Below are 25,655 nucleotides of genomic sequence, written 5' to 3'. Positions count from 1 at the left end.
CATCCATCAGCATCAACCGACCCTGCATGGATCTCACAAAACGCAAGATACGTGAATCTCGGAGGTGAAACCCATGGCAGTACCAAAGCGCAAAACCTCGAAGGCACGCCGCGACCGGCGTCGCGCGAACTGGAAGCTCGAAGCCCCCGGCTTCGTCTCCTGCCCGCAGTGCCACGAGCCGAAAATGCCGCACCACGTTTGTCCGGAATGCGGTTACTACAACGGCAAGGAAGTCGTCGCCGCAGCGGAGTAATCCCGCATAAAAAGGCGGCTGCATGAGAGCATCTCGCGCAGCCGCCTTTTTTATGCCTTGATTCCCTGCATGGATGATCCGCATTTATTCCATTTGCGAGCGGATGCTGTCCGTCGCATAGACCTCGCCCCTCTCATCGACAAAGAGTCCCTCGGTGCCCGTCTCGCCTGCGAGGAAATCCATGCCGCGCACGTATCCCATGATGAAAAGCGCTGTCGCCAATAAGTCGGAGCGAAGCCCCGCGTCCGGCTCGCCGCCATCGACGCGGACGGCGACGCCCGTCACGCCGCTTCGCGCGGGCGCACACGTCGCCGGATCCATGATATGGTGATAGCGCACGCCGTCCTGCTCGAAGAATCGCTCGTAGTCGCCCGACGAGGAGAGCGCCGCATCCTTTAGCGGCACGGCAGCGAGCATCGCCTTTGCATCTGCGCCGCGCGGATCGCGTATCCCCACGCGAAACGGCGTGCCATCTGGCTTTTCCCCGACGGCGTAAATCGAACTCGTGCCGAGGTTGATGAGCCCGCTCTTCACACGATGCGCTTCATAGATCTTTCGCACCGCGTCTGCCGCGTAGCCTTTCGCGATGCCGCCGAGATCAATCTTCATGCCTGCCTCCAAGAGCCTGGCAGAGCCGTCCTCCCGTAGCTCGAGCTTCTGCCAGCCCGTATGTGCGCGCGCCTCGATCCGTTCCGCCTCCGCCGGCACGTGCTCGCCCTTCCGCCCGATCGCCCACAGCGCCGTCGCTGCCCCTGTCGTCACATCCCACGCGCCGCCCGTCTTTTTGGAATACGCCTGCGATACGACGAGGATATGATAGACATCCGGCGACAGTTTCACCCACTCGCCCGTGCCTGCTGCAGCGGCAAGGCGCGCCGCATCGCTGTCCTCGCCTTCGCCCGCGACGCGGTCGATTTCATGCAGGCGGGCGAGCCCTTCCGCAACGGCTTCCTCCGCCTCCTCGCCCGTCGCCGAGAGCTGCACGACCGTATCCATGAGGATTTCACTCTTTTCCACGTGTTTTTCCTGCCCGCAGCCGGAAAGCATGAGGGCAAGCAAGAATGCCATTCCGAAATACAGCCCTTTCATCCGCATCTCCATTCTCCTCATAAAAGTCTCGAAATCCCGCAATCCCGGCAGAAAAAGATCCCTCTCACAAAACGAGAAGGATTCTTTCACCCGCTTGCAGAATAATTGAAGAATAGTTGAATCGTTGCTTCGAAGCGTTTCATCATGAGCCCAAAGGATCTGTCATGTTCCATAAACTCCATAAGCACCGCGAAAAACTCGCCTACGCACTCATTGCCGTTGCCGTCCTTCTCTTCCTTCGCGCGATCTTCCGCGCACACGCCATGCCGCTCGCAGAAGTTCTCTTGGACGCCTCCGTCGCGTCGTCTCTGCTCGCGCGCAACGTGCCGCGCGTCATCGACCTGCCGATGCAGTATGCCTACCCCGTACGCTGCATCGAACGCTTCACGTTCGGCGTCGCCATTGTCTGCTTCATCGCGCTCCTCCTGCGCCGGCTTTGGGCGTAAAAGCTCCCATGCCTTGCTTTTCCATGCCTTTTCCCGCCGCATCCCAGCCGACTCGAAGCGCTTTCATATTCGGCTCGACCGTATGCGGCGGCACGCGATTCGCGACGCTCGTCCGGACCGCCTCAAGCGGGACGAGCTGCGTCAAGCGCACAAGTGCGCCGAGCGCGACGATGTTCGCAAAGAGGGGTTTGCCGACTTCTTCCACCGCCAGCTTCGTAATCGGAATGCGAAAGGCACGGGCAAACTTCGGCGGTTTGGGCACGAGCTGCTCATCGAGCACGAGCAGGCCGTCTTCGCGCAAATCGATGAAATACTTGTCCGCCGCCTTCTGCGTCATCGCGAGCACGAGATTGGGATGTTCGACGTGCGGGTGATAGATCGGCTCGTCGCTCACGATAACTTCGGACTTCGACGCGCCGCCGCGCGCTTCAGGTCCGTACGACTGCGACTGCACGGCCTCCAGTCCGTCCGCGACGGCCGCCTCGGCAAAGATAATCGCCGCCGTGATGACGCCCTGTCCGCCGGAGCCTGATAGCCTAAGCTGCTGCTTCATTTCCCCGCACCTCCCGCGCGCTCCTTGACGACCTCGTAAGCCGTATCATAATCCACATCCTCGCTCTGATAGAGAAGTCCGATCGGAAATCTCCCCGCGCTCTTTTCTGTGTCCGGCAGCTTGTCAAACGCCGCTTTCATGACCGCATGATCGCGCATCCACTCCATCATCGCGGCAGGACTCGCCATCTTGTTCTTGCGCCCGTACGCCGTCGGGCACTGCACCATTGCCTCGATGAACGAGAATCCCTTGTTGTCGAATCCGCCCGCAATCATATCGGACAGATGCCTGACGTGAAAAGCCGTCGAGCGCGCGACATACGTCGCGCCCGATGCTTCAGCGAGCCGGCACGCATCGAACGGACGGTCAACCGAGCCGTAAGGCGCCGTCGTCGCCTTCGCGCCGAGCGGCGTCGTCGGCGATGCCTGCCCGCCCGTCATGCCATAGATGTTGTTGTTGAAGAGTACAACGGTGAGATCGATATTGCGCCTGCAGCCGTGGATGAAGTGATTGCCGCCAATCGCCGTGCAGTCGCCGTCGCCTGTGATGACGACGACGTTCAGCTTGGGATTTGCGAGCTTGATGCCCGTCGCGAATGGGATGGCGCGGCCATGCGCCGTATGGAGCGTATCGAAGTCCATGTAGCCAGACGCACGCGATGAGCAGCCGATGCCCGAGACGATGACCGTATCGTCCTGCGAAAGCCCTTTCTTTTCGATCGCCTGCACGATCGCCTTCATCGCAATGCCGTTGCCGCAGCCGGGGCACCAAAGATGCGGAAGGCGATTCGCGCGGAAATACCGCTCGAAGCTCCGCTCTGCTGTCTGCTCTGCACTCATTTCACATCGCCTCCCATCAGCTTCTCGATGCCCGCTACGATTTCCGCCGGCTCAAACGCCTTCATATTGTACTTCGCACAGAGCGCAACGGGACATGCGCCTGCCGCCGCGCGCCGCACTTCGTGGACGATCTGCCCGTAGCTGAGTTCCGCGACCAAAATGCCGCGCACCTGTTTCGCGAGACGCGCGATCACTGCGTCCGCAAACGGCCAGATCGTCATGAGGCGCAAAAGCCCGACCTTCCCGCCGCGTGCCCGCATCGTGCGCACCGCCTCGTAAGCCGTCCGCGCCGTGCCGCCGAACGCGACGACGGCCCACTTGGCGTCCTCCATGAAAGACGCTTCCGTATGCACGATTCCCTCGCCTGCGCGGGCAATTTTTTCCTGCATGCGGCGGATCGCTTCCGCCGTCACCGCAGGGCTCCCCGATGGGAATCCCGTCTCGTCGTGGATGAGTCCCGTCACGTGGATGTGATAGCCCGTGCCGAAGTCCGCGACGTTTGGCACGAGATCGTCATCCGGCGCGAACGGCTGATAGCCTTCCGCGCGCGTCTTCTTCGGCTTGCGGCGCGGATAAGTCTCCACGTGCTCAGGGAGCACGACGCGCTCGCGCAGATGCCCGACGATCTCGTCGAGGAGCAGGATGACCGGCATGCGGAAACGTTCCGCGTAGTTCACCGCCAGGACGGATGCGTCGAACGTCTCGCGAACGCTCCACGGCGAGAGCACGAGGATCGAATGATCGCCGTGCGTCCCCCACCGCGTCTGCATGACATCGCCCTGCGAAGGCGCCGTCGGCTGCCCGGTCGATGGACCGACGCGCTGCACGAGCGCAACCACGCACGGGATCTCCGCGCACGCCGCGTAGCCGATGAGCTCCTGCTTGAGCGAAAAGCCAGGTCCGCTCGTCGCATCCATGACCTTTGCGCCTGCAAGCGAGGCGCCGAGTATGGCGCCCATGCTCGCGATCTCGTCCTCCATCTGGACGAACGTGCCGCCGCGCTTCGGCAAAAGGCGCGCCATCGTCTCGGCGATCTCCGTAGACGGCGTGATCGGGTAGCCTGCGAAGAAATTGACGCCTGCCGCGAGCGCCCCCTCGGCACACGCCTCGTTTCCCTGCATCAGCCTTGCCTTCGTCATACTGCCGCCCCCTTCACCTTGTCCGCGAATATCGCGTAGTCGGGGCAGCGCAGCTCGCATTGCCCGCAGCCGATACACGCTTCTGCGTCGCGAATGAACACCTTGCTCAGGGCGTCGACTGCAAGAACATGCTTCGGGCAGAATGCCACGCAGATGCCGCAGCCCTTGCAGCGCAGCTTCTTGACCGTTATGGTGGCTTTCAAGTGCATGATGAGCCCTCCTCTTGATACACACAGCATATAAAATTTTATGCCCTTTTATCCGCTCCTTACTCTCCTCCCCAAATGTGTCCCATGATTTCCTCATAGGTATCTTCGAGATGCTGGACGATGACGCTCAGGATGAGCTGCACCATCTTGCTGTCGAATGTCTCATCGACAAACGGCAGGCAGACTTCCAAAAATACCGTGCCGTCGTCGCGCATGTAGTACTTAAAGATCTTGAACCGCAGGTTGAGTTCATTGAGGTACGCCTTGATGCGCGGCTGCCTGTCCGCAGGCAGTGCCGCGATGATCTGCGTCCGAATGATCGTGAAAATGCTCGTATCGATGAAAATGGCCATCGGGAGGATCTGCCCACACGCTTCGATGCGCGAACGGAAGATGACGGTCTGACGCGCATCATCCGTCGACTCCGTACTGAATACATCAATCTCGTTTTCCATCAGGAATTCCTGAAACTGCAGTGCCTTCGTGTTCGTCTCGACGCCTTTCTTTTCCTCTGCCATGCTTTACTCCTTGCCTAAAAAATACTGCTGCACGTTGTGGTAGCACACGTCCTGGACGATATGGCCGAGCGCCTCCTCATCCTCCGGGCAGACGCCAAGGTCGACGAGATGTGCAAGGAATGTGCAGAGGACGCGGCGATACTGCTCGTGACGCGTCCATGAAAAGGCACTTATCGCCTCACTCGCGGGTGCGATCGTCCTGCCCAAGACGCCGAGCGACGCAAGCTCTGTGAGCTGCGCGAAAAGCCCGCCTCGCGTCTGGGCTGCAACCCATGAAAGCCCCTGCTGCAGCTTCCCGGCACCGGCTGCCCCCCCGCTTTGAAATGCGCCGAGCACGGAGCCGATGACAACCTGCGCAGCGGGATTCATCGAGCTGACGACCATGCGCGGCAGCACTCCCCTGTGCGTCAGATTGTCCAGAAGGGCAGCGAGCCCGCTCCCATCCGTCGCCGCGCTGATGGAGTCAAAGCCTGCATCCCGTCCGAGCCGCGCCGCCATCGTGCGGTTCTGCCCGCGCAGTACGCCCATATGGATCTGCATGATCCAGCCGCGCGCCGCGCACATCTCTCCTGCGAACTTCAGGATCGCCGTCTGGCACTTCGCGATCTCCTCATGGCCCGGCGCGCCGCGCCCGTTCACGAGGCGCCCGACGATATCGTCGAGCTCGTACTCCGCCGCCTCACGCCAGCAAATGGTGGAAAGCGGCAGATCGGCTGTGCGGCAGCCGAGCGCTGCGAATGCGTCGAACCGCTTTTCCAATGCCTCGCGCAGATCGCGCATCGTCGTGATGTCGACATCTGCCAACTGCCCGATCCGATAGCGTATGTAATTGCCCCAATCGGGATGTCCGATTGCAAGCGACGCACCGAGATGGAGCGTCGGCAGGACGACAAGCCCTCCCGCCTCCTCTCCCGCATGCGTCTCGCGCAGGGCTTTATGATAGTTCAGCTCGTCTGCCGCGTCGTCGTTCGTGCAGACGAGCTCCACCCTGCCGCGCTGCAGGATCTCTTCCATGCCAAAGCGCGGTGTGGCGAGCCGCGCCCTGCAGTGCGCCCATACGGAACCCGCCGTCTTGGGCGAGAGCACGAGATCGCAGTCGAAGCAGCGACGCAGGACGAGGTGCGTCCAAAGATGGAGCGGGCTTCCCGCCGCCTGTACGAGCACGGCTGCAAAGTGATCAAAACGCTCACGCGGCGTCCCGATGCGTCCCGCGATGATTTCCTCAGGCACGCCTGCCGCCCGCATCGTCCGCTGTGAAAACGGCGTATCGCAAAAGACTGCGGCAGGATTTGGATCGCGGCGGTTCTCGGCGAGATCGCGCGCAGCGAGATGCGTGTGATAATCGATGATGGGCAGATTTTCTGCGTACACATGGTAGAGACGCTGTGCGAGTTCCGTATCGAGCAGAAAATCGTCATGCAAAAAAGCAGACATCATGCCACCCCCTTTTCCGTTTGATTCATTCATCCTATGTCGTATATGTATTTCGCGAAAAATGAAAAAATACCTTCTAAATCCCAAATCGCACGAAACCCAATCACGACGGCAGGAAAAAGCAAAAACCATATCAAAAAGGCTCTCCGCGCAGAAGAGCCTTTTCGAATGAATGCGATGGATACGCAAGAATCAAAGCTTATGCCTTTTTCAGCACCGTACTGCGTGCGAAGAGGATCAGGCAGAGGATCGCGAATACGATGCCGGCGGGGTACGTGATGCTCGTCGTGAGCTTGAATCCTTCCGGAGCCTGCAGGATGTACGTCGACGTGACAGCCGACATGAATACCGCGGGAACGGCAGGAATGATATAAGCGAGGCTGTCTTTCTTCGTACGGTAGAGATAGACCGCGCCCGTCCAAAGGACGATCATCGCGAGCGTCTGGTTCGTCCACGAGAAGTAACGCCAAACGATGTTGAAGTCCATCTGCGAAAGGATGCCGCCGATGGCGAGAAGCGGGACGGCGAACATCAGCCGCTTCATGCTCTGCTTCTGCTCGACGCCGAGCCAGTCGGCGAGCGTCAGGCGCGCGCTGCGGAATGCCGTATCGCCCGACGTGATCGGGCAGGCGATGACGCCGAGCATCGCGAGCGTCGCGCCGATGTAGCCCGTGAAGCTGCCCGAGCCGCCCATGAAGCCGACGCAGATATCGTAGACGACGGTACCGGGACCGCCGGCTGCGAGTGCAGCGCCAAGCCCGCCCGTGCCATCGTAGAACGTCACACCGGCTGCCGCCCAGATGAGGGCGATGATGCCTTCTGAGACCATTGCGCCGTAGAAGACCGGCCGGCCAAGGCGTTCATCCTTCAGGCAGCGCGCCATGATCGGCGACTGTGTCGAATGGAAGCCGGAGACCGCGCCGCAGGCGACCGTGATGAACATCAGCGGCCAAATCGGCATCGCATCCCCTTTCGGATGCAGGTTGGCAAGCTGCATATCCGGCATCGTATGGCCGCCGACGCCAAAGAGCATGCCGCCCATGATGCCGAGTGCCATGACGATGAGGCAGACGCCGAAGATTGGATAGAACCGCGCAATGATCGTGTCGATCGGGAGCAATGTCGCGAGGAAGTAGTAGATGAGCACGCACGGAAGGACGATCGTGACCGCAATGCCCGTGAGCTTTGCGATGAGGCCTGCCGGGCCCGTCATGAAGACCGTGCCGACGAGCACGAGCAGGACGACCGAGAAAATACGCATGACAAAGAGCATGACCGGTCCCATGTGATGCCCGACGACCTCCGAGATGCTCTTGCCGTCCTCGCGCAGCGAGATCATGCCCGAAAGGTAATCGTGCACGCCGCCGGCGAAAATCGTACCGAAGACGATCCAAAAGTAGACCGACGGCCCCCAAAGCGCGCCGCCGAGCGCACCGAAGATCGGTCCGAGCCCTGCGATATTCAAGAGCTGGATCATGAAGACCTTCCACGTCGGCAGCGGTATGTAGTCAACGCCGTCGTTGTGGACGAGTGCGGGGGTCGGCTTGTCCGTCGGGCCAAAGACATGCTCGACGATCTTGCCGTAGACGAAATAGCCGATGATGAGTGTCGCAAGCGCCCCTAAGAATGTAACCATAATCAATCACCTCATTCAATAATGCCGAAAATGGGTCTTCCCACCGTTCCTGCCCTCCTTTCTTTTGTAATTTACTGAAAATTACTTAATTATAATATCATAATATGAATAAATTGTCTAGGTTATTTTATTCACATGTTCCGAATTTATGTTATAATGATCCCAATCCATCAGCAAGACAAAAGAAAGAAGGCTTCCCCCATGGACATCGTTTTATTCCTGCTCCTCGGGCTCTTCGTCGGCACGTTCGGCACGCTCGTCGGCATCGGCGGCGGTCTCATCTGCGTGCCGATTTTTATCCTGTTGCTCTCCGATGGCGGCGTCTACCCATTCTTCCACAGCGCCGCGCAGATCACGGGCACGTCGCTCGTCGTCGTATTCGCCAATGCGGCATCTGGCACGCTCGCCTACATCCGCCAGAAGCGCGTCTTCTTCCATGCCGCCGTTCCTTTTGCGCTCGCCACGCTGCCTGGCGCATGGCTCGGCTCGTCCATCGTCGACAAGTTCAACATGGAAAAGCTCGATTTCTACTACGGCCTCTTCCTGCTCTTCATGGCGTGCGTCATGTATTGGAACGCGACGCATCGCCCGTCTGTGGAGCTCACGGAAATCCCGCAGGGATTCCGGTACAGCCGCGCGCTCGGCATCATCGCGAGCTTCGGCGTCGGGTTCATCTCCAGCATCTTCGGCATCGGCGGCGGCGTCATTCACGTGCCGCTCATGATCTACCTGCTCGGATTCCCCGTTCACGTCGCGACGGCGACGAGCCACTTCGTGCTCGCGTGCTCGTCGGCATTCGGCGTCATCAGCCACTTCCTGCTCGATCATATCGTATGGGTTCCCGCAATCGCGATTTCCGTCGGCGCGGCAATCGGCGCGCAGATCGGTGCGAAGATCTCCAAGAAGACCAAGAGCAAGGTCATCCTGGCCCTGCTCTCGCTTGCCATGTTCGCACTCGGCCTTCGCCTCGTCCTGCTCGGCAGCCCGAAATAATCACGCGTCCTTCGGCACGAGCGCAAAGTAAGCGATCTCCGGCGGGCAGCCGAAGCGAAACGGGAACCAGCTCCCGTTGCCCGTATGCACATAGCCGTAGCTGCCGCCGATACGCACCATGCCGCGCGTGTACTTGAATACGGGGAAAAGCGGCATGCCGAACAGGCCGAACTGACTGCCGTGCGTGTGTCCCGTAAGCGTCAGCGCGATATTCCGCTTTGCCGCATCGTCGATGAACTCGGGATGGTGCGCGAGCAGGACTGCCGGCACGCCTTTTGGAACCGCGCCGAGCGCCTTTTCCGCATACGCCCGTTTCTGCTGCGCGAAGTGCGGCCGATCCATTGGATAGTCGGTTCCCGCAATCCACAGGGCGCGTCCCGCGACCCGCTCCGCCGCATTGACGAGCACGTGTACCTGCGTCGCTTTGAGCATCGATAGGATCTTCGGCGCACCGCGGAAATGCTCGTGGTTGCCAAGAACGTACCAGATGCCGTCAGGAAAGTCGCTTGCGTGTGCGCCGAGCACGCGCACCGCTTCGGGATTCATTTCCTCATCATCGAAAAGATCGCCCGTCACCGCAAGGAGGTCGGGCTTTTTGTCGTGCCCGGCGATGCGCGTCAGCAGCGTTTCAAGATCGGCAGGCGAGAAGAAATTGCCGAGATGCACGTCACTGATCTGCGCGATCATGACTGCGTCCTCTGCCGCAAGCCCATCGACGGGAATCGTAAAAAAGCGATCGACCGTCGCCTTGCTCTCAACGAGCCCGCCGTACAGCCCGACGCCTGCTGCAAGGGCGGGATAGACGGCGCAGCGCGCGAGCATGCGCCGCCTGCCTGCGTCCGCCGGTACTGCCATCATATGTCGCCACGCGCCGCGTACAAGCGCAGCGATGAGCAGGAATGCCATGAGGAAAAGCTGCGCGACGAACACGATCACGATGGCGCGTGCGACGGCGGAGGGACCGCCGATGCGATGAAAGCGCATCGCGCTCACGACGAACCAGCCGAGTGCCAGCACATCAAATGCCACGGTCGCGATGCGCAGGCGGCGCAGGAAGCGTCCCGCCGCGAGGTAGCGCAGGGAAAACAGCGTCCCTGCGATGAGCGTCGAAAGCGCAGCGAACACGATGAGCAAAACCATATTTCCTTCCTCCCCTTTGCCGCGATTCGTATGCTCATAGTCTAACACCCCTTGTACAAAATACCATGAAAATCTTATAATATTTTTTCTCAGAAAAGTAAAAAAAAACGCGCGATTCTGCTTTTCATAACGGAATTTGCAGTGTATAATATAGGGCGGGTTGTATATGTAAGAAGAAAGGACTGATACCCATGGATTCTGCCGTTTTGACGCTCATCGTGCTCGGCGTTTCGAGCATTCTCTTCGCAACCGAGGTCATCCCGCTCGCCGTCACGGCGATGGGCGCCGCCATCTCGCTCGGACTCCTCGGCGTACTCACACCGAAGGAAGTCTTCTCCGGACTCTCCAACTCAACCGTCGTGCTCTTTGCGGGCATGTTCGTCATCGGCGCTGCCATGTTTCAAACGGGGCTTGCGCAGAAGATCGGCGTCACCGTCGTAAAGCGCGCGGGCACGAGCGAAAAGCGCCTCATGGTCTCGCTCATGATCATCACGGCAGTCCTCTCCTCCGTCTCGTCGAATACGGCGACGGTCGCCTGCCTGCTGCCCGTCATCGTCCAAATCTGCGTCGCGGCGGATATCCCGGTCTCCTTCCCGCTCATGTCGCTCGCCGTCGCCGCCAATGTCGGCGGCACGATCACGATGATCGGCACGCCGCCGAACATCCTCATGAGCGCGACGCTGCAGGCAACCGGGCTCACGCCGTTCGGCTTCTTTGAGTTCGCCTACATCGGCATTCCCCTCACGATCGTCGGCATCCTCTATATGGTGACAATCGGATCGCGGCTCTGTCCGCATCGCAAAGCAGATGTAACGAATACGACTGGACAGGAATCCGACGCAGCTCACAGCACGCGCAAGATGGCAATCTGCGCCGTCATCCTCATCGCCGTCGTGCTCGCCATGGTGCTCGAAGACACGATCGGCGTGCCCATGCAGATCACGGCAATCATCGGTGCGCTCGCCTGCGTCCTCACGGGCTGCCTCACCGAAAAGCAAGCCTACGCGGGCATCGACTGGGTCACGATCTTCCTCTTTGCAGGCATGCTCCCGCTCGCGAGCGCGATGGACAAGAGCGGCGCAGGCAAGCTCATCGCCGACTACGTCGTCGCCTTCATTGGAAACGATCCTTCCCCCATGATGATTCTCGCCGCGATGTTCATCCTCTCCTGCGGTCTCACGCAGTTCATGTCGAACACAGCGGCTGCCGCGCTCCTCGCCCCGATCGGCATCTCGATCGCGAATTCGATCGGTGCCTCGCCCTTCCCCGTGCTCATGACGATCGGCATCGCCGCATCATGCGCCTTTACGACGCCGGTCGCAACTCCGCCGAATACGCTCATACTGGGTCCCGGCCGCTTCCGCTTCATGGACTACGTAAAGGTCGGCCTGCCGCTCGTCATCGTCTCCTTCATCGTCTGCCTCATCGTCATCCCGATCGTATGGCCGTTCTATCCCTGAGAAACATACGCTGAACTATACGCTATAGAAAGGTGGCTTTCCCTTGAATCGTGATCGTATCATACAAAACATCGAGGCGCTCGACGCCGAACTCTTCTCCATATTTCGCAGCGAGTTTCGAAAGCAGCGATACTCGCTCTCGCTCCTGCCGCAGGACAACGCCTCACCGCTCGTGACCTACCTCCTCGGCAGCTCGCTGAGCAATCTGCACCTCGACTACCATGACGCGCAGAAGCACGATGCCCTTGAGGTGCTCGCCGCCGACCGCGCCGCCTCACTCTTCGGTGCGGACGAAGCCATCGTGCGCCTTGCCTCCGTGCAGGTTGCCTCGCGCATGGTGCTCCTCACCTTTCTCAAGCGCGGCGATCCCATCCTCTCCTTCCACCTGCGCAAGCGGGAATACTGCGATGGTGACCGACTCGCCTACCAGTTTGAAAACTACAGCATCGATCCCGAAACGCATGAACTGAACTACGATGCCATCGCAAAAAAGGCGAAGGAGTTCCGCCCCAAGCTCCTCATCTTCTCCCCCGTCAGCTACCCGCGCGAGGTCGACTACGAACGCCTCGCGAAGGCTTCGCACGATGCGGGCGCGCTGTTTTGGGTCGACATGGGACATCTCGCTGGACTCATCGCGGCAAAGGCGATCGCATCCCCCGTGCCCTGCGCAGACGTCGTCACCTGTTCCGCCCACGACGCCTTGCACGGGCCGCAGAGCGCGCTCATCCTGACGCAGAAAAAACACAGTGCCAGCCTGCACGAGACCCTCGAGCGCACGGCACATGCGAGCATTCGCTGGAACACGTTCGCCGCGCTCGCCTTTGCGCTCAAGGAAGCGGCGACAAGTCGCTTCATCACCTACGAGACGCAGGTCCTAAAGAACGCGAAAGCGCTTGAAGAAGGCCTGCGTGCCGGCGGCGCCGAGATCCTCTTCGGCGGCACGGACACGCATCTCATCATGGTGCGTTCCAATGGGATGGAAGGATCTGCGCTCAAACGTCTCCTGCGCAAGGCAGGTTTTCTCGTAAAGCCCGACCTCATCCTGACGCTCCCCAAGCCGACCGATGCGCTCCGCCTCTCCTCGATGATGCCGACCATGCGCGGCATGAAAGAGGACGAGCTCCGCGCCGTCGGCGGTCTCCTCGCCTCCTTCCTGACCGGCGAGCACGGTGAAGCGGACACCGATACCGTGCACAATGAAGTCGCACACCTCGTCTTCGACCGCCCGCTCTACTCCGAAGAATGGCTGCCCGTCAAGGACGATTTGATCGATACGTCCATGGAGGACGTGGACACCGTGCGCGAGTTCTCCTCGCATACCAAGAAAGAGCTTCTCAGCCGCATGCTATCCAATCTCTTCAAGTAAATCAAAAATAGCGAGGTCTTGCCGCAGGCATCGGCAAGACCTCGTTTTTATTCCAAGGATTGTTTTTTCTACGCCACTACTTCTTGGCGCGCGTCTGCTCTTCCTCGTATTTCTGCAAGTCGTACACAAGCCCTTCAAGCGCACGCCGTGCGACGAACACGGGGCAGTCCGATGAGCAGGTCGCGCAATGCCCGCAGCAATCCTTCACTGCCTCAATGGCACGCGCAACTCTCTCGCTTTGCAGCATGGCTCCCCTCCTATGATGGGTATCGCTCAGGCGAACCATTCGCCCTCGGCGATGCGCCCCAGTGTGTCCTTCGACGGAATGAAGAAAAGCTGTCCTTTCTGTGCAGTCGAATATTCGAGCAGGCGGTCGTCCTGCGTGAACATGTTGGTGACCATCTGGCGCGTCACATCCCAATGTCGCGCATACCCGATGAAATAGGTGCCGCGTTCGCCCTCGCCAGGGTTTGCGAAGACGACGTTCATCCGCACGATCTTGTGCTCCTCCCCATCGCGATTGTCCTGCGCGATTCGGTTATGTGCACGCGGGTCTTTTTCCTCGTCAGGCAGCTCGAGGTCACTGTATTTCTTGCGCCCGATGTAGGCTTCCTGCATCTCGGTCGGAAGCGCACGCCACGCATCGAGGTCATGGACGTACTTCTGCGCGAACGCATAGGAGCCGTTGATGAACTCCGGATCCTCCTCCCCGATGATGGCCCATTCCTTCGCCTCTTCGCCCACGGGGTTTTCCGTGCCGTCGATGAAGTCAATGATCGCACGCCCTTCCAGATAGTGAAAGCCGTGCGTCTCGTCCACGACGTTCACGATGGGGCGCAGGAATCCCATGATCTGATCGACGACGAGGTAGGTCGTCGCAGCCTGCGCGGCGCGCACGTGGAGGAACAGATCGGCTGGCGTCGCGGGCGCAACGTGATGCTCCCCGTTCACCCCCTTGAAATCCTCTAGCTCCTTCGGCTTGTTCGCCTTAGGAAAGAGGTATTCCCAGGCGCGATTGCTGAATCCAAACGAAAGATTCACCTTCTCCGGCGCCACGCGAATCTGCATCGAGCGCTGGATAGCTCCGATCCGATCCGCCATGTCGGCGATGATTTCCTGCTCCTTCCCCTTGTCCTCGCGCTTGAGCGAGAGCATGACAAAAAGGACGCTCTCCCCTGCATCCTTGAACACGTCCTGTGCAAGATTGGCATTGACTTCCATTTTCCCCTCCTATGCATTTTCTATAGACCCTGTTTTATTATATCTTATGTATCGGCAGCGTGCAAATACCGTCAGCACATGACCGGCAGGTTGCAAGCGTAATTGCCGCATGGTTCCGCCCAACCATGCGGACAAGGCTGCAGCGGAACAATCAAGAGGACAGCTTCATATGGCGGCGCAGCAGATAGAGGAAGTACGGCGTGCCGATAAACGCCGTCATGATGCCCACGCGGATCTCCATGCCTTGAATCAGGATGCGCCCCAAGGAGTCACAGGCGACGAGGAATACGCCGCCGGCCATGAGGCTTGCAGGCAGAAGCTTCCGATGGTCAGGGCCGATCAGGAGCCGCATCATATGCGGCACAACGAGTCCGACGAAGCCGATGTTGCCGCTGATGCAGACGCCCGCAGCCGTCGTCAGGGACGCGAGCGACAGAAACAGCAAGCGGAAGAAGGTCACGGGCATGCCCGCGGCACGCGCCTCGACCTCGCCGAACGCGAGGAGGTTCAGATGGCGTGAGAGAAGCAGCATGAAAAAGCTGCCGCTAGCGATGGGCACGATTCCCAAAAGGACGTGATCCCAGCGACGATAGTCGAGTCCGCCGATCGTCCAAAAAAGGTACTGCTGCATCTTCTGCTCGTTCATGACCGTGAGAATCGCCGCCGTGCACGCACTGAGAAACATGCCGACGACGACGCCCGATAGCAGGAGCGTCATGACGGGGATGCGTCCGTGGCGCATGGAAAGCGACACCGTAAGCCCCACGGCGAGCATGGCGCCTGCGAAGGCGAAAGCAGGCAGCGAAAAGACATTGACGGCGGAGACACCGAGGGCGATGGCGAGCACCGCGCCGACGGAAGCGCCGCTCGAGACGCCGATGATGCCGGGATCGGCGAGCGGGTTGCTGAAGATGCCCTGCAGCACTGCGCCGGAGATGCCCAGCCCCGCCCCCACCATGAGGCCGACGAGCGTGCGCGGCAGACGGATGTGCCAGAGCACCGCCTGCTGCTCTGGCGTAACCGTGACGTCGGAAAAGAACGGCAGCCCCGCCGCATGGGAGAAGGCCGCGAGCACGCACTCCACCGAGGTGTCGTACTGCCCTGAGCGCATCGACAGGGCGACGGCGAGAACGACGAGGCACGGCAGAAGAATCCAAAGGAAGAAGGTTCTCTTCTCATAAAAATTTTTCATGACGCCGCCTCCTCCCTTCCCAAGATGACCTGCAGGAGATGCGATTTCCTGCCTGTGCCCTTTTCCGCCTCCGTGAAGACCTCCACATGATTCGTCAGCGGATTCTCCACGACCTGGACGGGTGCACCATAGGCACCTGTCAAGCGCTCTGCCGTCAGCACCTCACGCGGCAGTCCATCGGCGAGAAGCGCACCGCGCCCGATGAGCAGGAGGCGCGAGCAGAAACGTGCGGCGAGGGAGAGCTCATGTGCGACGAGCACGACGGTCTTTCCCGCTGCACAAAGCTCGCGGCAGAAGCGGAAGATCTCCTCCTGGTAGATGATATCCAGCCCCGTTGCCGGCTCATCGAGAAAGAGCACGGGCGTCTGCTGTGCGAGCACCTTGGCGAGCAGCACGCGCTGGCGTTGTCCGCCCGACATGGCCTGAAGCGGCTTCTCTGCCAGTTCTGCGACGCCCGTGTACGCCATGCACGCCTCGGCGATCGCGATATCCTGCGCCCGTTCCTGCCGCCACCACGAGAGATACGGATAGCGCCCCGAGAGCACGACCTCACGCGCCGAGTACCCGAACGTCATCTCTAGATGCTGCTGCAGATAGGCGGCGCGCTTCGCAAACTCCTTCGCCGGCAAATCGCCGATTCTCTGTCCCATGACAGAGATCTCGCCCGCGAGCGGCGCCAGGATGCCGCGCATCGTCTTCAAAAGCGTGCTCTTGCCCGCGCCGTTCGGCCCGATGAGTCCAACCATCTCGCCCGCTGCAACGCCGAACGAAACGTTCTCCAAGATCACCTGCCGCTCATAGCCCGCATAAAGGCCTGCAACCCGTATCATTTCCTGCAAATTCCACCGCTCCCCTGCTCGGAAAGCACGGATAGATCCGATTTCCCGTCCCGTCTTCACGCATTTGGGCGGCTTGATTTATCCGTGCTTCCCTTATGCCATCTATAACATCCACTGTCGGCGCAGAATATGTCCGTTCCAAAGCTGCTCCTCGATGAAGCGCGAGCCGCGCAGTCCCATGAACGGCGCATCCGTCAAATGAATGCGGTCGAGCACGGGATAGGCGACGGGCAGGAACTGCGCGTGCTGCGGCGCGACCTGCGCCGCTTCGCTGCTGCTCGCGAGCAGCAGCCCGTTCTTCATGGAAGCGAGAAACTGCGCCAGCTCCGCCGTACGCGCTTCAGGAAAGACCGCGTCGGCGATCCCGGCGGCATCTGCCGCGTCCTCTTCCTCCGCCGCCACGGCGAGACGGCGTACATCCGCCCACTCTGTACGCAAGGCTTTTGCCAAGCCCCAGGCCATGGAGGAAGGTGCACGCACGAGCGCCTCGTCGAACCAAAGTTCGCCCCACATGCTCTTGATTTCGTTCAGGCGCAGGAAATCCTCCCTTTCCATACGGGAATGTTCTTCCTGCGCCTCCTTTTCGTGCGGCGCGGGCAAAGCGCATGCAATCGCTTCGAGCCAACGCCGCGTGCCCGCCCTGCCGTAAGGCGGCAGCGGTGCGACAAAGGGCGTGCCGCTGCGCTCCGAAAGCATCTCTGCCGGAGCGAGGCCCAGCTCCCTGTGCACGACGATATTGAGCGCGGCGGCGGGCAGATCCTGCACCTCCTCCGCCGTCTCGCCGCAGCCGAGGACGGCGTTCACCTCATAGCCCGCCAGATGCAAAAGGCGCACGAGTTCTCGCACATCGTTCGCCCCATTGCAGTAGCCCGCCGTCATGCCGAGAAGGTTCACGCCATGCGGCTTCTCCTCCTTCTTTTCGGGCAGAAGCGCTTCCATTGCCGCACATGCGGCCTTGCTCCAGCCTGCGGCGAAGCTGCCCGCAAGGCCGCTGCTGCCGACTGCGATGACGGGCGCTGCAATGCCCGCCGACCGCGCGATGGCGGCTACATCGTCGCCGATCAGTCCTGCGGCGCAGCTGCTGACGATGGCCAAAAGGCGCGGCGGCTCGGCGATATAGGGCTGCAGGGCTTCCAGCAGATAATCCTCCGCGCCGAAGACGATAGCGTCGTTGTCGAGCTGCGTGCAGCCCGTGCGGCGCGCGGCATCGCTCACGCCATGCTCGACGCAGCGCAGTGCAAAGTAATAGCACCACATGGGGCCGTTGACGATGACGACGGCGTCTTGCCAAGCGGCAAAAAACGCCATCGCACCCGCGAGCGCACAGCTGTCCGTCCAAGCGCAGACGTCATCGAAACGCTTCTCCTGCTCAGCCATAGATCAGACCTCCCCGGCTTTCGTGACGACAGACGATATGCACCATATCGCGCAGGAGCTTCTTTTCCATCGACCAGCCGACGGACGGCATGAGCGCGAGGAAGATCTGCCGCAGCCTTGCGTCGGTAAGCTCGTGCGTCGTCAGGACGAAATCCGCCGTTTTGAAAAGCTCCTCCGCCTCGCGGCTGCCCTCATAGGAGATCGGCGCATCCGTCAGGCGCACGACCTCTTCTTCCATGACCTCGCGCCGCCCGGGCAGGAATGAATCAAGGAGGACAACGCCCGCCAGTTCGACACCCGCCTTCTTTAACAGGCGCATGATGATCTTCGGCTGAAACCAGTCGAGGTCGCGCCCGATGGCGAATGTCACGCGCCTTTCTGCGAGCGTCGGCCGCACCTCGTCCACGGCGCGTTGAAACGCCGATTCTTCCGCGCGAATCGCTTCTTCCGCTTCCCATTCCCTGCCGCAAAGCCTGCCGACCGCACGCAGCCACTCCTTCGTTTCCTCCGAGCCGACCGCATAGACGTCGGCGAGGTACGGCGTGCCGAAACGCTCCTGAATGTGCCGCGCCAAGTCGACGAGAAGCGCCTGCTTCTCGTCGCTGCGCTGCCCAAGCACGATGAGAAGCTCCGCCGCCGGCACGACATCCATCTCAGACAGGGCGAGATACGACGGGAACTGACCCGCGACGCGCAGGGGGAGAAGCCCGAGCAAGCGGCACAGTTCCTCCACGTACGCGCCATGGAAGCCGCCGCAGTCACCGAGCAGCACGACACTTCCCGCACAGCGCTCTGCCGGCTTCATGAAGCGATCGACGAGCACGCGTGCAGCGTCAAGGTAGCCTGCATAATACGCGCCGTCGAGAAAGCCGTGCGCCGAGACGGCGCAGACGGGAAGGCCGAGCTCTTGCTCCATCTCCTCAGCCACGGCGCACGTATCGTCGCCGATGACGCCGCTCACGCAGGAATTGGCGATGAAGATGGCCTGCGGCCGATACTTTTCTGCGGCGAAACGTATGCACTCGCGCAGACGATCCTCACCGCCGAAAATCGCCTCTGCATCCGACAAGGAGCTTGTCAGAAGCGGCACGGGCGAAAGGCGCACCTTCGCCCCCGCCGCACGCAGGCGGTGGAAGCTTCCCACGTCCATGCCGTGGGCGATGTGCGCGCACGGACGCGGACTGTGGAAGATGACGAGAGCGCCGCGCACGAAGGAAAGCGCACGCCAGACGCCCGGCATGCTGCAGCTGCAATTCATGCGGCGCATCATCACGCGTTTCGCTTCAGTTCCCATAGCTCTCCACCAGATCTTCCAACTCTTCAAACGCCATCGGCTTGGGGATGACGAGGTTTGTATTTCCCTCGATCGCCGCCGCAAGTTCTTCGTAAACCTTCGCCTGTACGGAATCCGGCGCATAGGCGATGAGCGTCTGCCGATGGATCTCCGCCTCGTGTACGGCGGCAGAGCGCGGGATGTAGGCAATGAGATTTGTGCCTAGGCACACGGCGAAGGTTTCCAAAAGCTCCTTCTCCCGCGCGACATCGCGCCCGTTGCCGATGATGCCGCCGAGCTTCACAACGCCCCGCGCAGCGAAGCGGCGCACCCCCTTGGCGATGTTGTTCGCCGCATAGAGCGACATGAGTTCTCCCGAAGAAACGATGTAGATTTCCTCGGCATAGCCCTCTCGTATCGGCACGGCGAAACCGCCGCAGACGACGTCGCCGAGCACATCATAGATGGCGACGTCCACATCATCAAACGCATGGAGCGCCTTGAGCCTTTCGAGCGCCACGATGATGCCGCGCCCCGCACAGCCGACGCCCGGCTCAGGGCCGCCCGCCTCGATGCAGCGCACGCCGCCGTATCCCTCATGCGCGATTTCCGCAAGGGAGAGCGCCGCTCCCTTCTTCCTGCGCTCCGCATCGAGCACGGTGAGCGGCGCGATGCGCCCCAGGAGAAGCCGCGTCGAATCGTTCTTCGGGTCGCAGCCGATCTGACAGACCTTCTTTCCCCCGCGCGAAAACGCCGCCGATACGTTGGCAGCAGTCGTCGACTTGCCGATGCCTCCCTTGCCGTAAAACGCAATCTTCTTCAACCTTGCAGCCCCCTTTCTTTGCATTCTTACTCCACCGCCGTAAGAAATTCCTGCCGCGACTGGCGAAAGGTGTCTCCGTAGAGAATCCATGCCGTTTCCTGCACGCCGAAAACGATGTCCTGTGACAGGTTATAGACGTAACGCGCCCAAGGATGGCCGATCTGCTTTTCGCGAACGGCTGTAATTTGCTGAAGAAAGGAATCTTCCATGTACTGTCTGCCGTAATTCTCTTCGCGCGTCTCTGCATCCTCGTAACTCGGCAGGAAGATGTAGTCGGGATTCGCTGCGACGAGCTGCTCCTTCGTCATCTCCTGTCCCATGCGGTTGCCCGCAGCGGCCTTAGCGTTGATGGAGCCCGTAAAGCGGCAAAGTTCATCGAACGTGCAGCCGGCGCCGCCGTAATTGGGCATGATGGAGATGAGCGCGATGCTCTTGTGCTTCTTCTCCTCGGGAACGTCCCGTATCTTCGCTTCGATCTCCGCGAGCTTTTCCTCCATCTTCGCAATCAATCGTTCGCCGCGCTCCTTTTCATCGACGGCTGCTGCAAAGAGGCGGATATTGGCATGGATATCCTCCATCGTCGCCGCTGCACGGCAGACGACGACCGGCACGCCCAGCTCGCGCATGGCGTCGGCGTTTTCGCGCGAGAGCCACGGCGTGACGATGATGAGGTCGGGCGAGAGCGCGGCGACCTGCTCGACAGAGGGGCTGCGCGGGATGACCGTGGGGATTTTCTCGCGCACCCACGGCACATTCGTATGCTTTTCATCCGCGAGCGAATCGTTGACCGCCGCCATGCGCTCCGGCTCGACAAGGCCGAGCATCATTTCGTCCGTGCCCGCGCTGATCGTCAAGATGCGCCGAGGCTTATGCGGGATCTCGACGACCGTTCCCTCCGCATCGGTCACACGGTACGCGCTCGGCTCCTCCTCCCTTTCGCCCATGCAGCCCGTCAGAAGGAGCGAAAAAAGGAGCCCAGCGCATGCGATGGCTGCGGCAAATCGCGGATATTTTTTGGCCTTATACATTCTGTTCCGCCCTCTCTTCCAAATCGCCCTCGATGGAGAGGAACAGCTCGCGCAATTCCTCCTTCGTCTCCTCACGCGCGTTCCACAAGCCGCGCTGCTCCGCCTCTAGGAGCGTTTCCGCCATGCGGTGCAGCGCCCAAGGGTTGACCTCCTGCAGCCACTCCTGCATCGACGCGTCGAGCACGTACTTGCGCGCATATCCTTCGTACATCCAATCCTCTAGGACGGCGCTCGTCGCATCCCATTGATAGCTGTGCGCGAGATAATTCGCAAGGTCAGAAGCTCCCTTGTAGCCATGTTCTTTCATGCCCTCGATAAATTTCGGATTCATCGCCTCGCCGCGGAACAGCCGCTCGGCTTCTGCGGCGACGGTACGCACGACGACGCGCTGACGGTCGCTCGTATCGCCGCTGTAGGAGCGCGGCGCCCTGCCCGTGAGTGCACGCACGGTGGCGATCATGCCGCCGTGGTAGGCGTTGTAATCGTCCGAGCTGAACATGTGCGTCTCGCGCGTGTCCTCGTTCTTGACCGTGGCGTCAAGTTCCTTCATGCGCCGCTGGAAAAGTGCGGGATCGTAGCCGCGCGCCATGCCGTCCGCACCGTACGCCGTGCCCGAAAAGCGCGTGTAGACGGCCGCGAGATCGTCGAGCGTCTGCCACGCCTTCGACTCCAGGAGGTCGCCGATGCCCGCGCCGTAAGCACCCGGCGGGTCGCCGAAGATACGGCACGAAGCGCGTTCCCAAGCGGAAGCATGCGCTTCGCCCTGCTCTTCGAGCCATGCCGTATCCGCGAGGACGTGCTTGCGCACGAAGTTTTCATCTGCGCTCTCCTCCTGCGCTGCTGCAAGCCTCACCGCCTCGTCGACCCAGCGGATGGCGTTCGGCACGGCATCGCGGAAAAGACCGCTGATGCGCGCCGTCACGTCGATGCGCGGCCGCTTGAGGTCTGCGAGGGAGATGATCTCAAGCCCGACGACGCGCTGCGACGGCCTCTGCCAAACGGGGCGCACGCCCATGAGGTAGAACAGCTCGGCGATGCACTGTCCATGACTGCGCATATTCGAGCCTGCCCAAAAGACGATGCCGACCGCCTCCGGGTAGCGTCCCTCCTCGCTGATATACTGCTCGACGAGCGCATCGCCCAGTTCCTTGCCGTACTCCCACGCTGCAGGCGTCGGCAGGCAGCGCGGATCGAGTCCGTAGAAGTTGCGTCCCGTCGGCAGGACGTCTGCGCCGTTCGTCGTCGGCGCTCCCGCCGGTCCCGGCTCGATGTAGCCGCCCGAAAGGGCGCGGAGCGTGCCCGTCAGCTCCTCTTCCGTGCGCAGGAGGCGCGGCACGATCTTCTCCGTCACTTCGCCGAGCGCCGCCAAAAGTCCTTCCCTGCCCGCTGCACTGTACGAGGCGAACGGTTCCAAAGCCAACACTTCTCTCACCGCCTGCGGCATATAGGCGCGCGCGGCGAGGCGCACGAGAAGCAGGCGCATGGCATCTTCCATCGCATCGAGCTTCCGGCCGTACGTCATGCCGTCCTCCGTCATGCGTTCGCTGTGCTCCAAAAGCTCTTCGTAATCGTAGCCCTCTTCCTTGGCGATGAGGCGCAGAAGCGACGGCTCGCCGCCATGCTCGACGCGCACGAGCGCGAGCACGAGATCCAAGCGTTTTTCAGCTTCCGGAACTTGCCCGAGGATATGGAGTCCCGTGCGGATCTGCATGTTCTTGATGTCCGTCACATAATTGTGCAGAGCAGCGACATAGGCGTCGAAGTTCTCGCCTTCCTCGATGGAATCCTCGAAATGGCAGAGCGCCGCCTTCTCGCGCACGATTTCCTGTACCGCTGCCAAATTGTCGGGCTGCGCCGCACGGAAATGAACGTACTCATCGAGCGCCTGCTCAAGCTCCTGCAGCTCGTCGAAAGCGCCCGCAAGCTGCATCGGCGGCGAAAGATGGCTGATGAGGCACGCTGCGCCGCGCCTTTTTGCCTGTATGCCCTCGCCGACAATCGTGATCCAGTAGGGATATACGTTGGGCAGATCGCCGAGCGAGACGTCGGGATAGCATGCGGCGGAGAGTGCCGTGCTCTTGCCCGGCAGCCACTCCAACGAGCCGTGCGTGCCGACGTGGACGACGGCGTCCGCCTGCCACAGATCGCGCAGCCAGTGATAAAAGCCGATGTAGTGATGCGTGGGCGCGGCGTCGGGTGAATGCAGCAGCTTGCCCGGATCCTCGCCGAAGCCGCGCGGCGGCTGCACCGTGAGAAAGATATTGCCGTTGAGCGTGCCGGGCACGAGCAGCGTGCCGTCGTAGTTGAACACCTCGCCCGGCGCTTCGCCCCAATCCTTCCTCAGATGTTTCTTGACCTTTTGCGGCAACGCCTTGAAGAATCTTTCATACTGCGCGGCCGTAAGCTGTCCGTCGGCATTCTTTGCCTGCTCCTCACTCATGAAGCGGCGGTCATTCGTCGCGTGATGCGTAAGAATATCCATGAGCTCTTGGCTGCTCTCCGGCACGAAATCGACGCGATAGCCCGCCTCGCGCATCCTCGCGAGCAAGCGGCGCACGCTCTCGGGCGAGTCAAGCCCCGCCGCACTGCCGATGTTCGCATTCGTCGGCGGATAGTTGTGAAAGACGATGGCGATCTTCTTCTCCTCGTTCGCCTTATGGCGCAGATTTGCCCATTTCTTCGCCTTCCTCGCCAGACGCTCCATGCGCTCCTCAAGCGGCGCATAGCGAGGCGTTCCCGTCTCATCGAGCACCTTCGCCGCAATCGGCACAGCATGAATGACGCCGTCGAACTCCGGCATACAGACGCTGAAGGACACCTCCATCGGGTCGAGGCCCGCAGGCGACCTTTCCCATTCTTCCTTGGGCGCAAGCACCGTATACGCTTCAAGAAGAGGCACGCCGAGCGCATAGAGATCTTCGATGCGCGTGCCGCCCGCCTTGATGGAAAACTTCATCGTCGTGATAATGGCGTCAACGACGGTCTTCCCCTCGCAGCAGAAGTATCGCTTCATGGCGTCAAAGAGCGTCGGCGACGCCACGCGCTCGTCGCGATAGGAATTGGAGAAGACCGCGATGGCATTGAGTCCCTGCGCCTCGATCGCACGAATCAATGCTCTGTGATACGTAAAGTCCCCCGCGATCCACTCCGAACGATAGAAGATGACGCCGATCGTCCGCCGGCCGTCACGGCAATACGCGGCACGATAGCCCTCAATGTCCTGGCAATCGCCGTGCCAATCGGGGTGGTATATACCGTGCCAAGGCAGCGCGCGCGGCGGCTCCGGCTCAGCGGAAAGTCCGAACTTTTTGGCAAGATGCAGCAGGAAGTTCTTCATATTCTCCTCGCCGTCGCAGCGGAAATACTGCCAAGCGAGAGCGATTTCCTCTGCCGAGAAGCCATAGCTGACCTTGTCATGCTCGGCATTGTCCACGAGAATCAAATGCGGCGCACGGCTCTTCTGCAAAGTGCGCGACGCCTGCTGCAGGAAGGGATTGTCCAGCCCTGTGCCCATCCACAGGAACAGGGTGGCATCGGCCTTCTCCTGCGCCTCGCGCCACGAATCCATGCCATCCGCCAGGCGAACGGCAATCGCCAGCGAGGGAACTGCCGACATGCACGTTTCCTGCACGCGACGGCCGAGTGCAAAGACGCGCTGGATGTTCGTATAGACTGCGATCTTCATTTTGCTGCACCTCTCGTCTTCCCTGCTTCATGCATCATCTGCATCTGTTGCCTCCGAAACTGGCCGAGCCGCACGCTCGACGACGGCACGCACGAGAAGTCTCACAAGGGAGTCCATATAGTCTTCCTGCATGAGCACGCCCTCCTGCGTCTTCAGGCGAAGCGCTGTTGCCATCTCTTTCAGCAGCTTTTCGGCTGCCGCCCAAGTCTCCCCTTTTTCCAACAGTCCCCAGAGATGCTCATCATAAAGATGGATGAAGAGCACGCCCAAGGGGAAGAGCGCCGGCACAGCGGTCATTTTTTCCAAGGCTGCGATGAATTGCGCCTTAATCAAGGCATCGGCGCCCGCTTCTTCCTGATATTGCTGCCACAGCGCTTCTTCCGTGACGCCGAAGCGGCGCAGGCGGCGCAAGAGATCGTGCTGGCGCGCTGGCGTAAGCCCAGACTGCTTTTTGAGTGCTTCCTTGACCGCCGCCATGACGGCAAGTCCGATGAGCTCGCCGAGCTTGGAATGTTTGCCCGCGTCCTCGAAGAAGAGCGGCGACTCGCTGTTGGCGACGATGATCGTCTGATCCGTGCCCGACCCCGTGGCGAGTCCCGTGGAATAGCGGCTCGGCACCATGAGTTCCTGCAGTGCAGCCGCCTTCGCCTCCGTGCAGGTCACGAGGGCACGCGCAAGAATGCCGGGCGGCAAATCGGCATCGATGACGAGCATGATGTTGATCGTGCCGCATTTCTTCTCCGCCGTCTTGTAGTAAGATGCAGGATCGCCGACGCGTCCGCCGTTCGTTTCCACGCCGCCCGTTACGATCGCCGTCACGGTCAGTTCCTTGTAGCTTCGCGACACGACGGAGGCGTTTTCCATATGCGCCGCCGTCCCCATGCCAGATGTCCATTCCGGCGCAAGGCCAAGCCGCTTGGCCACGATCTTCATGCTCTCGACGTACGTCGGTGCAAAGGACTCGCAGGGCATTCCCGATCCCTGCGTCATATCGCGGTTGAACACCGCCTCGAAATCCTCATGGTAGCCGCCGTTGTAAAGCGAAGTGCTGAGCACCTTGCGCCGCCCGCTGAAAGCCAAAACGATGCTCTTGTCATAGCGATAGGCGACGTCTCCCGTCGTCAGTCTTGCCAATTCCATCC

At 60.9% G+C, this 25,655-nt stretch carries 24 protein-coding genes; 5 read left to right on the top strand and 19 right to left on the bottom strand.

Annotated elements, in window-relative coordinates; all coding sequences use genetic code 11:
* Positions 1 to 73: 73 nt before the first annotated feature.
* Positions 74 to 253, top strand: a complete 180-nt coding sequence (rpmF, locus tag HMPREF1985_RS00760; protein ID WP_021770498.1) for a 50S ribosomal protein L32 — start codon at positions 74 to 76, stop codon at positions 251 to 253.
* A gap of 84 nt (positions 254 to 337) precedes the next feature.
* Here rpmF and HMPREF1985_RS00755 read toward each other — a convergent pair whose 3' ends face one another.
* Positions 338 to 1,348 carry an FAD:protein FMN transferase gene (locus HMPREF1985_RS00755; protein ID WP_051349022.1) on the bottom strand — a complete coding sequence of 337 codons (1,011 nt, stop codon included), beginning with the start codon at positions 1,346 to 1,348 and terminating at the stop codon, positions 338 to 340.
* A gap of 158 nt (positions 1,349 to 1,506) precedes the next feature.
* Between HMPREF1985_RS00755 and HMPREF1985_RS00750 the strand changes: the two genes are divergently transcribed.
* Positions 1,507 to 1,788, top strand: a complete 282-nt coding sequence (locus tag HMPREF1985_RS00750; RefSeq protein WP_021770496.1) for a hypothetical protein — start codon at positions 1,507 to 1,509, stop codon at positions 1,786 to 1,788.
* Here HMPREF1985_RS00750 and HMPREF1985_RS00745 read toward each other — a convergent pair.
* The 7 genes from HMPREF1985_RS00745 to HMPREF1985_RS00715 form a co-directional block, all read right to left on the bottom strand.
* On the bottom strand, positions 1,754 to 2,341 hold the full coding sequence (locus HMPREF1985_RS00745) for a 2-oxoacid:acceptor oxidoreductase family protein (protein ID WP_021770495.1): 588 nt from the start codon (positions 2,339 to 2,341) through the stop codon (positions 1,754 to 1,756). The two genes, HMPREF1985_RS00750 and HMPREF1985_RS00745, sit on opposite strands and share 35 nt — an antisense overlap.
* Positions 2,338 to 3,180 carry a 2-oxoacid:ferredoxin oxidoreductase subunit beta gene (locus tag HMPREF1985_RS00740; RefSeq protein WP_021770494.1) on the bottom strand — a complete coding sequence of 281 codons (843 nt, stop codon included), beginning with the start codon at positions 3,178 to 3,180 and terminating at the stop codon, positions 2,338 to 2,340. The genes HMPREF1985_RS00745 and HMPREF1985_RS00740 overlap by 4 nt, the downstream gene beginning before the upstream one ends.
* Positions 3,177 to 4,319, bottom strand: a complete 1,143-nt coding sequence (locus HMPREF1985_RS00735; protein ID WP_021770493.1) for a 2-oxoacid:acceptor oxidoreductase subunit alpha — start codon at positions 4,317 to 4,319, stop codon at positions 3,177 to 3,179. The genes HMPREF1985_RS00740 and HMPREF1985_RS00735 overlap by 4 nt, the downstream gene beginning before the upstream one ends.
* On the bottom strand, positions 4,316 to 4,522 hold the full coding sequence (locus HMPREF1985_RS00730) for a 4Fe-4S binding protein (RefSeq protein ID WP_040636721.1): 207 nt from the start codon (positions 4,520 to 4,522) through the stop codon (positions 4,316 to 4,318). The genes HMPREF1985_RS00735 and HMPREF1985_RS00730 overlap by 4 nt, the downstream gene beginning before the upstream one ends.
* A 65-nt stretch (positions 4,523 to 4,587) precedes the next feature.
* The gene (locus HMPREF1985_RS00725) at positions 4,588 to 5,046 is read right to left on the bottom strand and encodes a YbjN domain-containing protein (RefSeq protein ID WP_021770491.1); all 459 of its coding nucleotides are present in this window, start codon (positions 5,044 to 5,046) and stop codon (positions 4,588 to 4,590) included.
* Positions 5,047 to 5,049: 3 nt separating this feature from the next.
* A complete protein-coding gene (locus tag HMPREF1985_RS00720) occupies positions 5,050 to 6,480 on the bottom strand; it encodes a glucuronate isomerase (protein WP_040636622.1) in 1,431 nt (476 codons plus the stop codon).
* Positions 6,481 to 6,679: 199 nt separating this feature from the next.
* Positions 6,680 to 8,116: a carbon starvation CstA family protein gene (locus tag HMPREF1985_RS00715; RefSeq protein WP_021770489.1), complete on the bottom strand. Its 1,437-nt coding sequence runs from the start codon at positions 8,114 to 8,116 to the stop codon at positions 6,680 to 6,682.
* 201 nt (positions 8,117 to 8,317) lie between these two features.
* On the opposite strand from HMPREF1985_RS00715, the gene HMPREF1985_RS00710 reads away from it, so the two are divergent.
* Positions 8,318 to 9,109 carry a sulfite exporter TauE/SafE family protein gene (locus HMPREF1985_RS00710; protein ID WP_040636620.1) on the top strand — a complete coding sequence of 264 codons (792 nt, stop codon included), beginning with the start codon at positions 8,318 to 8,320 and terminating at the stop codon, positions 9,107 to 9,109.
* Here HMPREF1985_RS00710 and HMPREF1985_RS00705 read toward each other — a convergent pair whose 3' ends face one another.
* Positions 9,110 to 10,249, bottom strand: coding sequence for a metallophosphoesterase (locus HMPREF1985_RS00705; RefSeq protein ID WP_040636619.1), 1,140 nt, complete (start codon positions 10,247 to 10,249; stop codon positions 9,110 to 9,112). It lies immediately after the preceding gene.
* 191 nt (positions 10,250 to 10,440) lie between these two features.
* Here HMPREF1985_RS00705 and HMPREF1985_RS00700 point away from each other — a divergent pair, with 191 nt between their 5' ends.
* Both HMPREF1985_RS00700 and HMPREF1985_RS00695 read left to right on the top strand, forming a co-directional pair.
* A complete protein-coding gene (locus HMPREF1985_RS00700; protein ID WP_021770486.1) occupies positions 10,441 to 11,709 on the top strand; it encodes an SLC13 family permease in 1,269 nt (422 codons plus the stop codon).
* Positions 11,710 to 11,752: 43 nt separating this feature from the next.
* On the top strand, positions 11,753 to 13,075 hold the full coding sequence (locus HMPREF1985_RS00695; RefSeq protein WP_021770485.1) for a glycine hydroxymethyltransferase: 1,323 nt from the start codon (positions 11,753 to 11,755) through the stop codon (positions 13,073 to 13,075).
* A gap of 76 nt (positions 13,076 to 13,151) precedes the next feature.
* Here HMPREF1985_RS00695 and HMPREF1985_RS11395 read toward each other — a convergent pair whose 3' ends face one another.
* The 10 genes from HMPREF1985_RS11395 to HMPREF1985_RS00645 all read right to left on the bottom strand — a co-directional run bounded on the left by HMPREF1985_RS11395 (position 13,152) and on the right by HMPREF1985_RS00645 (position 25,653).
* Positions 13,152 to 13,322, bottom strand: a complete 171-nt coding sequence (locus tag HMPREF1985_RS11395; RefSeq protein ID WP_040636618.1) for a hypothetical protein — start codon at positions 13,320 to 13,322, stop codon at positions 13,152 to 13,154.
* 26 nt (positions 13,323 to 13,348) lie between these two features.
* A complete protein-coding gene (locus HMPREF1985_RS00685) occupies positions 13,349 to 14,296 on the bottom strand; it encodes a Dyp-type peroxidase (RefSeq protein WP_021770483.1) in 948 nt (315 codons plus the stop codon).
* Between the two features lie 151 nt (positions 14,297 to 14,447).
* The gene (locus HMPREF1985_RS00680) at positions 14,448 to 15,488 is read right to left on the bottom strand and encodes a FecCD family ABC transporter permease (protein WP_021770482.1); all 1,041 of its coding nucleotides are present in this window, start codon (positions 15,486 to 15,488) and stop codon (positions 14,448 to 14,450) included.
* Entirely contained in the window at positions 15,485 to 16,318 is an 834-nt protein-coding gene (locus HMPREF1985_RS00675) for an ABC transporter ATP-binding protein (protein ID WP_021770481.1), read from the bottom strand. Before HMPREF1985_RS00675 ends, HMPREF1985_RS00680 begins: the two co-directional genes overlap by 4 nt.
* Before the next feature lie 111 nt (positions 16,319 to 16,429).
* Positions 16,430 to 17,704 (bottom strand): nitrogenase component 1, encoded by a 1,275-nt coding sequence (locus HMPREF1985_RS00670; RefSeq protein WP_021770480.1) that lies wholly within the window; start codon positions 17,702 to 17,704, stop codon positions 16,430 to 16,432.
* Positions 17,697 to 18,998: a nitrogenase component 1 gene (locus tag HMPREF1985_RS00665; protein ID WP_021770479.1), complete on the bottom strand. Its 1,302-nt coding sequence runs from the start codon at positions 18,996 to 18,998 to the stop codon at positions 17,697 to 17,699. The genes HMPREF1985_RS00670 and HMPREF1985_RS00665 overlap by 8 nt, the downstream gene beginning before the upstream one ends.
* Entirely contained in the window at positions 18,988 to 19,800 is an 813-nt protein-coding gene (locus HMPREF1985_RS00660) for a nucleotide-binding protein (protein WP_040636613.1), read from the bottom strand. The genes HMPREF1985_RS00665 and HMPREF1985_RS00660 overlap by 11 nt, the downstream gene beginning before the upstream one ends.
* 26 nt (positions 19,801 to 19,826) lie before the next feature.
* Positions 19,827 to 20,828 carry an ABC transporter substrate-binding protein gene (locus HMPREF1985_RS00655; protein ID WP_021770477.1) on the bottom strand — a complete coding sequence of 334 codons (1,002 nt, stop codon included), beginning with the start codon at positions 20,826 to 20,828 and terminating at the stop codon, positions 19,827 to 19,829.
* Entirely contained in the window at positions 20,821 to 24,513 is a 3,693-nt protein-coding gene (gene cobN, locus HMPREF1985_RS00650) for a cobaltochelatase subunit CobN (RefSeq protein WP_021770476.1), read from the bottom strand. The genes HMPREF1985_RS00655 and cobN overlap by 8 nt, the downstream gene beginning before the upstream one ends.
* Before the next feature lie 27 nt (positions 24,514 to 24,540).
* A complete protein-coding gene (locus HMPREF1985_RS00645) occupies positions 24,541 to 25,653 on the bottom strand; it encodes an adenosylcobinamide amidohydrolase (RefSeq protein ID WP_040636612.1) in 1,113 nt (370 codons plus the stop codon).
* Positions 25,654 to 25,655 lie beyond the last annotated feature (2 nt).

The organism is Mitsuokella sp. oral taxon 131 str. W9106, from assembly GCF_000469545.1.
Lineage (GTDB): Bacteria > Bacillota > Negativicutes > Selenomonadales > Selenomonadaceae > AWVT01.
Note: the sequence above shows the minus strand (reverse complement) of the source record. Positions and strands in the feature narration are given on the sequence as shown.

Coding starts and splice junctions, on each gene's coding strand:
- rpmF (WP_021770498.1), top strand. CDS start 74: ATGGCAGTACCAAAGCGCAAAACCTCGAAGGCACGCCGCGACCGGCGT.
- HMPREF1985_RS00755 (WP_051349022.1), bottom strand. CDS start 1,348: ATGCGGATGAAAGGGCTGTATTTCGGAATGGCATTCTTGCTTGCCCTC.
- HMPREF1985_RS00750 (WP_021770496.1), top strand. CDS start 1,507: ATGTTCCATAAACTCCATAAGCACCGCGAAAAACTCGCCTACGCACTC.
- HMPREF1985_RS00745 (WP_021770495.1), bottom strand. CDS start 2,341: ATGAAGCAGCAGCTTAGGCTATCAGGCTCCGGCGGACAGGGCGTCATC.
- HMPREF1985_RS00740 (WP_021770494.1), bottom strand. CDS start 3,180: ATGAGTGCAGAGCAGACAGCAGAGCGGAGCTTCGAGCGGTATTTCCGC.
- HMPREF1985_RS00735 (WP_021770493.1), bottom strand. CDS start 4,319: ATGACGAAGGCAAGGCTGATGCAGGGAAACGAGGCGTGTGCCGAGGGG.
- HMPREF1985_RS00725 (WP_021770491.1), bottom strand. CDS start 5,046: ATGGCAGAGGAAAAGAAAGGCGTCGAGACGAACACGAAGGCACTGCAG.
- HMPREF1985_RS00720 (WP_040636622.1), bottom strand. CDS start 6,480: ATGTCTGCTTTTTTGCATGACGATTTTCTGCTCGATACGGAACTCGCA.
- HMPREF1985_RS00715 (WP_021770489.1), bottom strand. CDS start 8,116: ATGGTTACATTCTTAGGGGCGCTTGCGACACTCATCATCGGCTATTTC.
- HMPREF1985_RS00710 (WP_040636620.1), top strand. CDS start 8,318: ATGGACATCGTTTTATTCCTGCTCCTCGGGCTCTTCGTCGGCACGTTC.
- HMPREF1985_RS00705 (WP_040636619.1), bottom strand. CDS start 10,249: ATGGTTTTGCTCATCGTGTTCGCTGCGCTTTCGACGCTCATCGCAGGG.
- HMPREF1985_RS00700 (WP_021770486.1), top strand. CDS start 10,441: ATGGATTCTGCCGTTTTGACGCTCATCGTGCTCGGCGTTTCGAGCATT.
- HMPREF1985_RS11395 (WP_040636618.1), bottom strand. CDS start 13,322: ATGCTGCAAAGCGAGAGAGTTGCGCGTGCCATTGAGGCAGTGAAGGAT.
- HMPREF1985_RS00685 (WP_021770483.1), bottom strand. CDS start 14,296: ATGGAAGTCAATGCCAATCTTGCACAGGACGTGTTCAAGGATGCAGGG.
- HMPREF1985_RS00680 (WP_021770482.1), bottom strand. CDS start 15,488: ATGAAAAATTTTTATGAGAAGAGAACCTTCTTCCTTTGGATTCTTCTG.
- HMPREF1985_RS00675 (WP_021770481.1), bottom strand. CDS start 16,318: ATGATACGGGTTGCAGGCCTTTATGCGGGCTATGAGCGGCAGGTGATC.
- HMPREF1985_RS00670 (WP_021770480.1), bottom strand. CDS start 17,704: ATGGCTGAGCAGGAGAAGCGTTTCGATGACGTCTGCGCTTGGACGGAC.
- HMPREF1985_RS00665 (WP_021770479.1), bottom strand. CDS start 18,998: ATGGGAACTGAAGCGAAACGCGTGATGATGCGCCGCATGAATTGCAGC.
- HMPREF1985_RS00655 (WP_021770477.1), bottom strand. CDS start 20,828: ATGTATAAGGCCAAAAAATATCCGCGATTTGCCGCAGCCATCGCATGC.
- cobN (WP_021770476.1), bottom strand. CDS start 24,513: ATGAAGATCGCAGTCTATACGAACATCCAGCGCGTCTTTGCACTCGGC.
- HMPREF1985_RS00645 (WP_040636612.1), bottom strand. CDS start 25,653: ATGGAATTGGCAAGACTGACGACGGGAGACGTCGCCTATCGCTATGAC.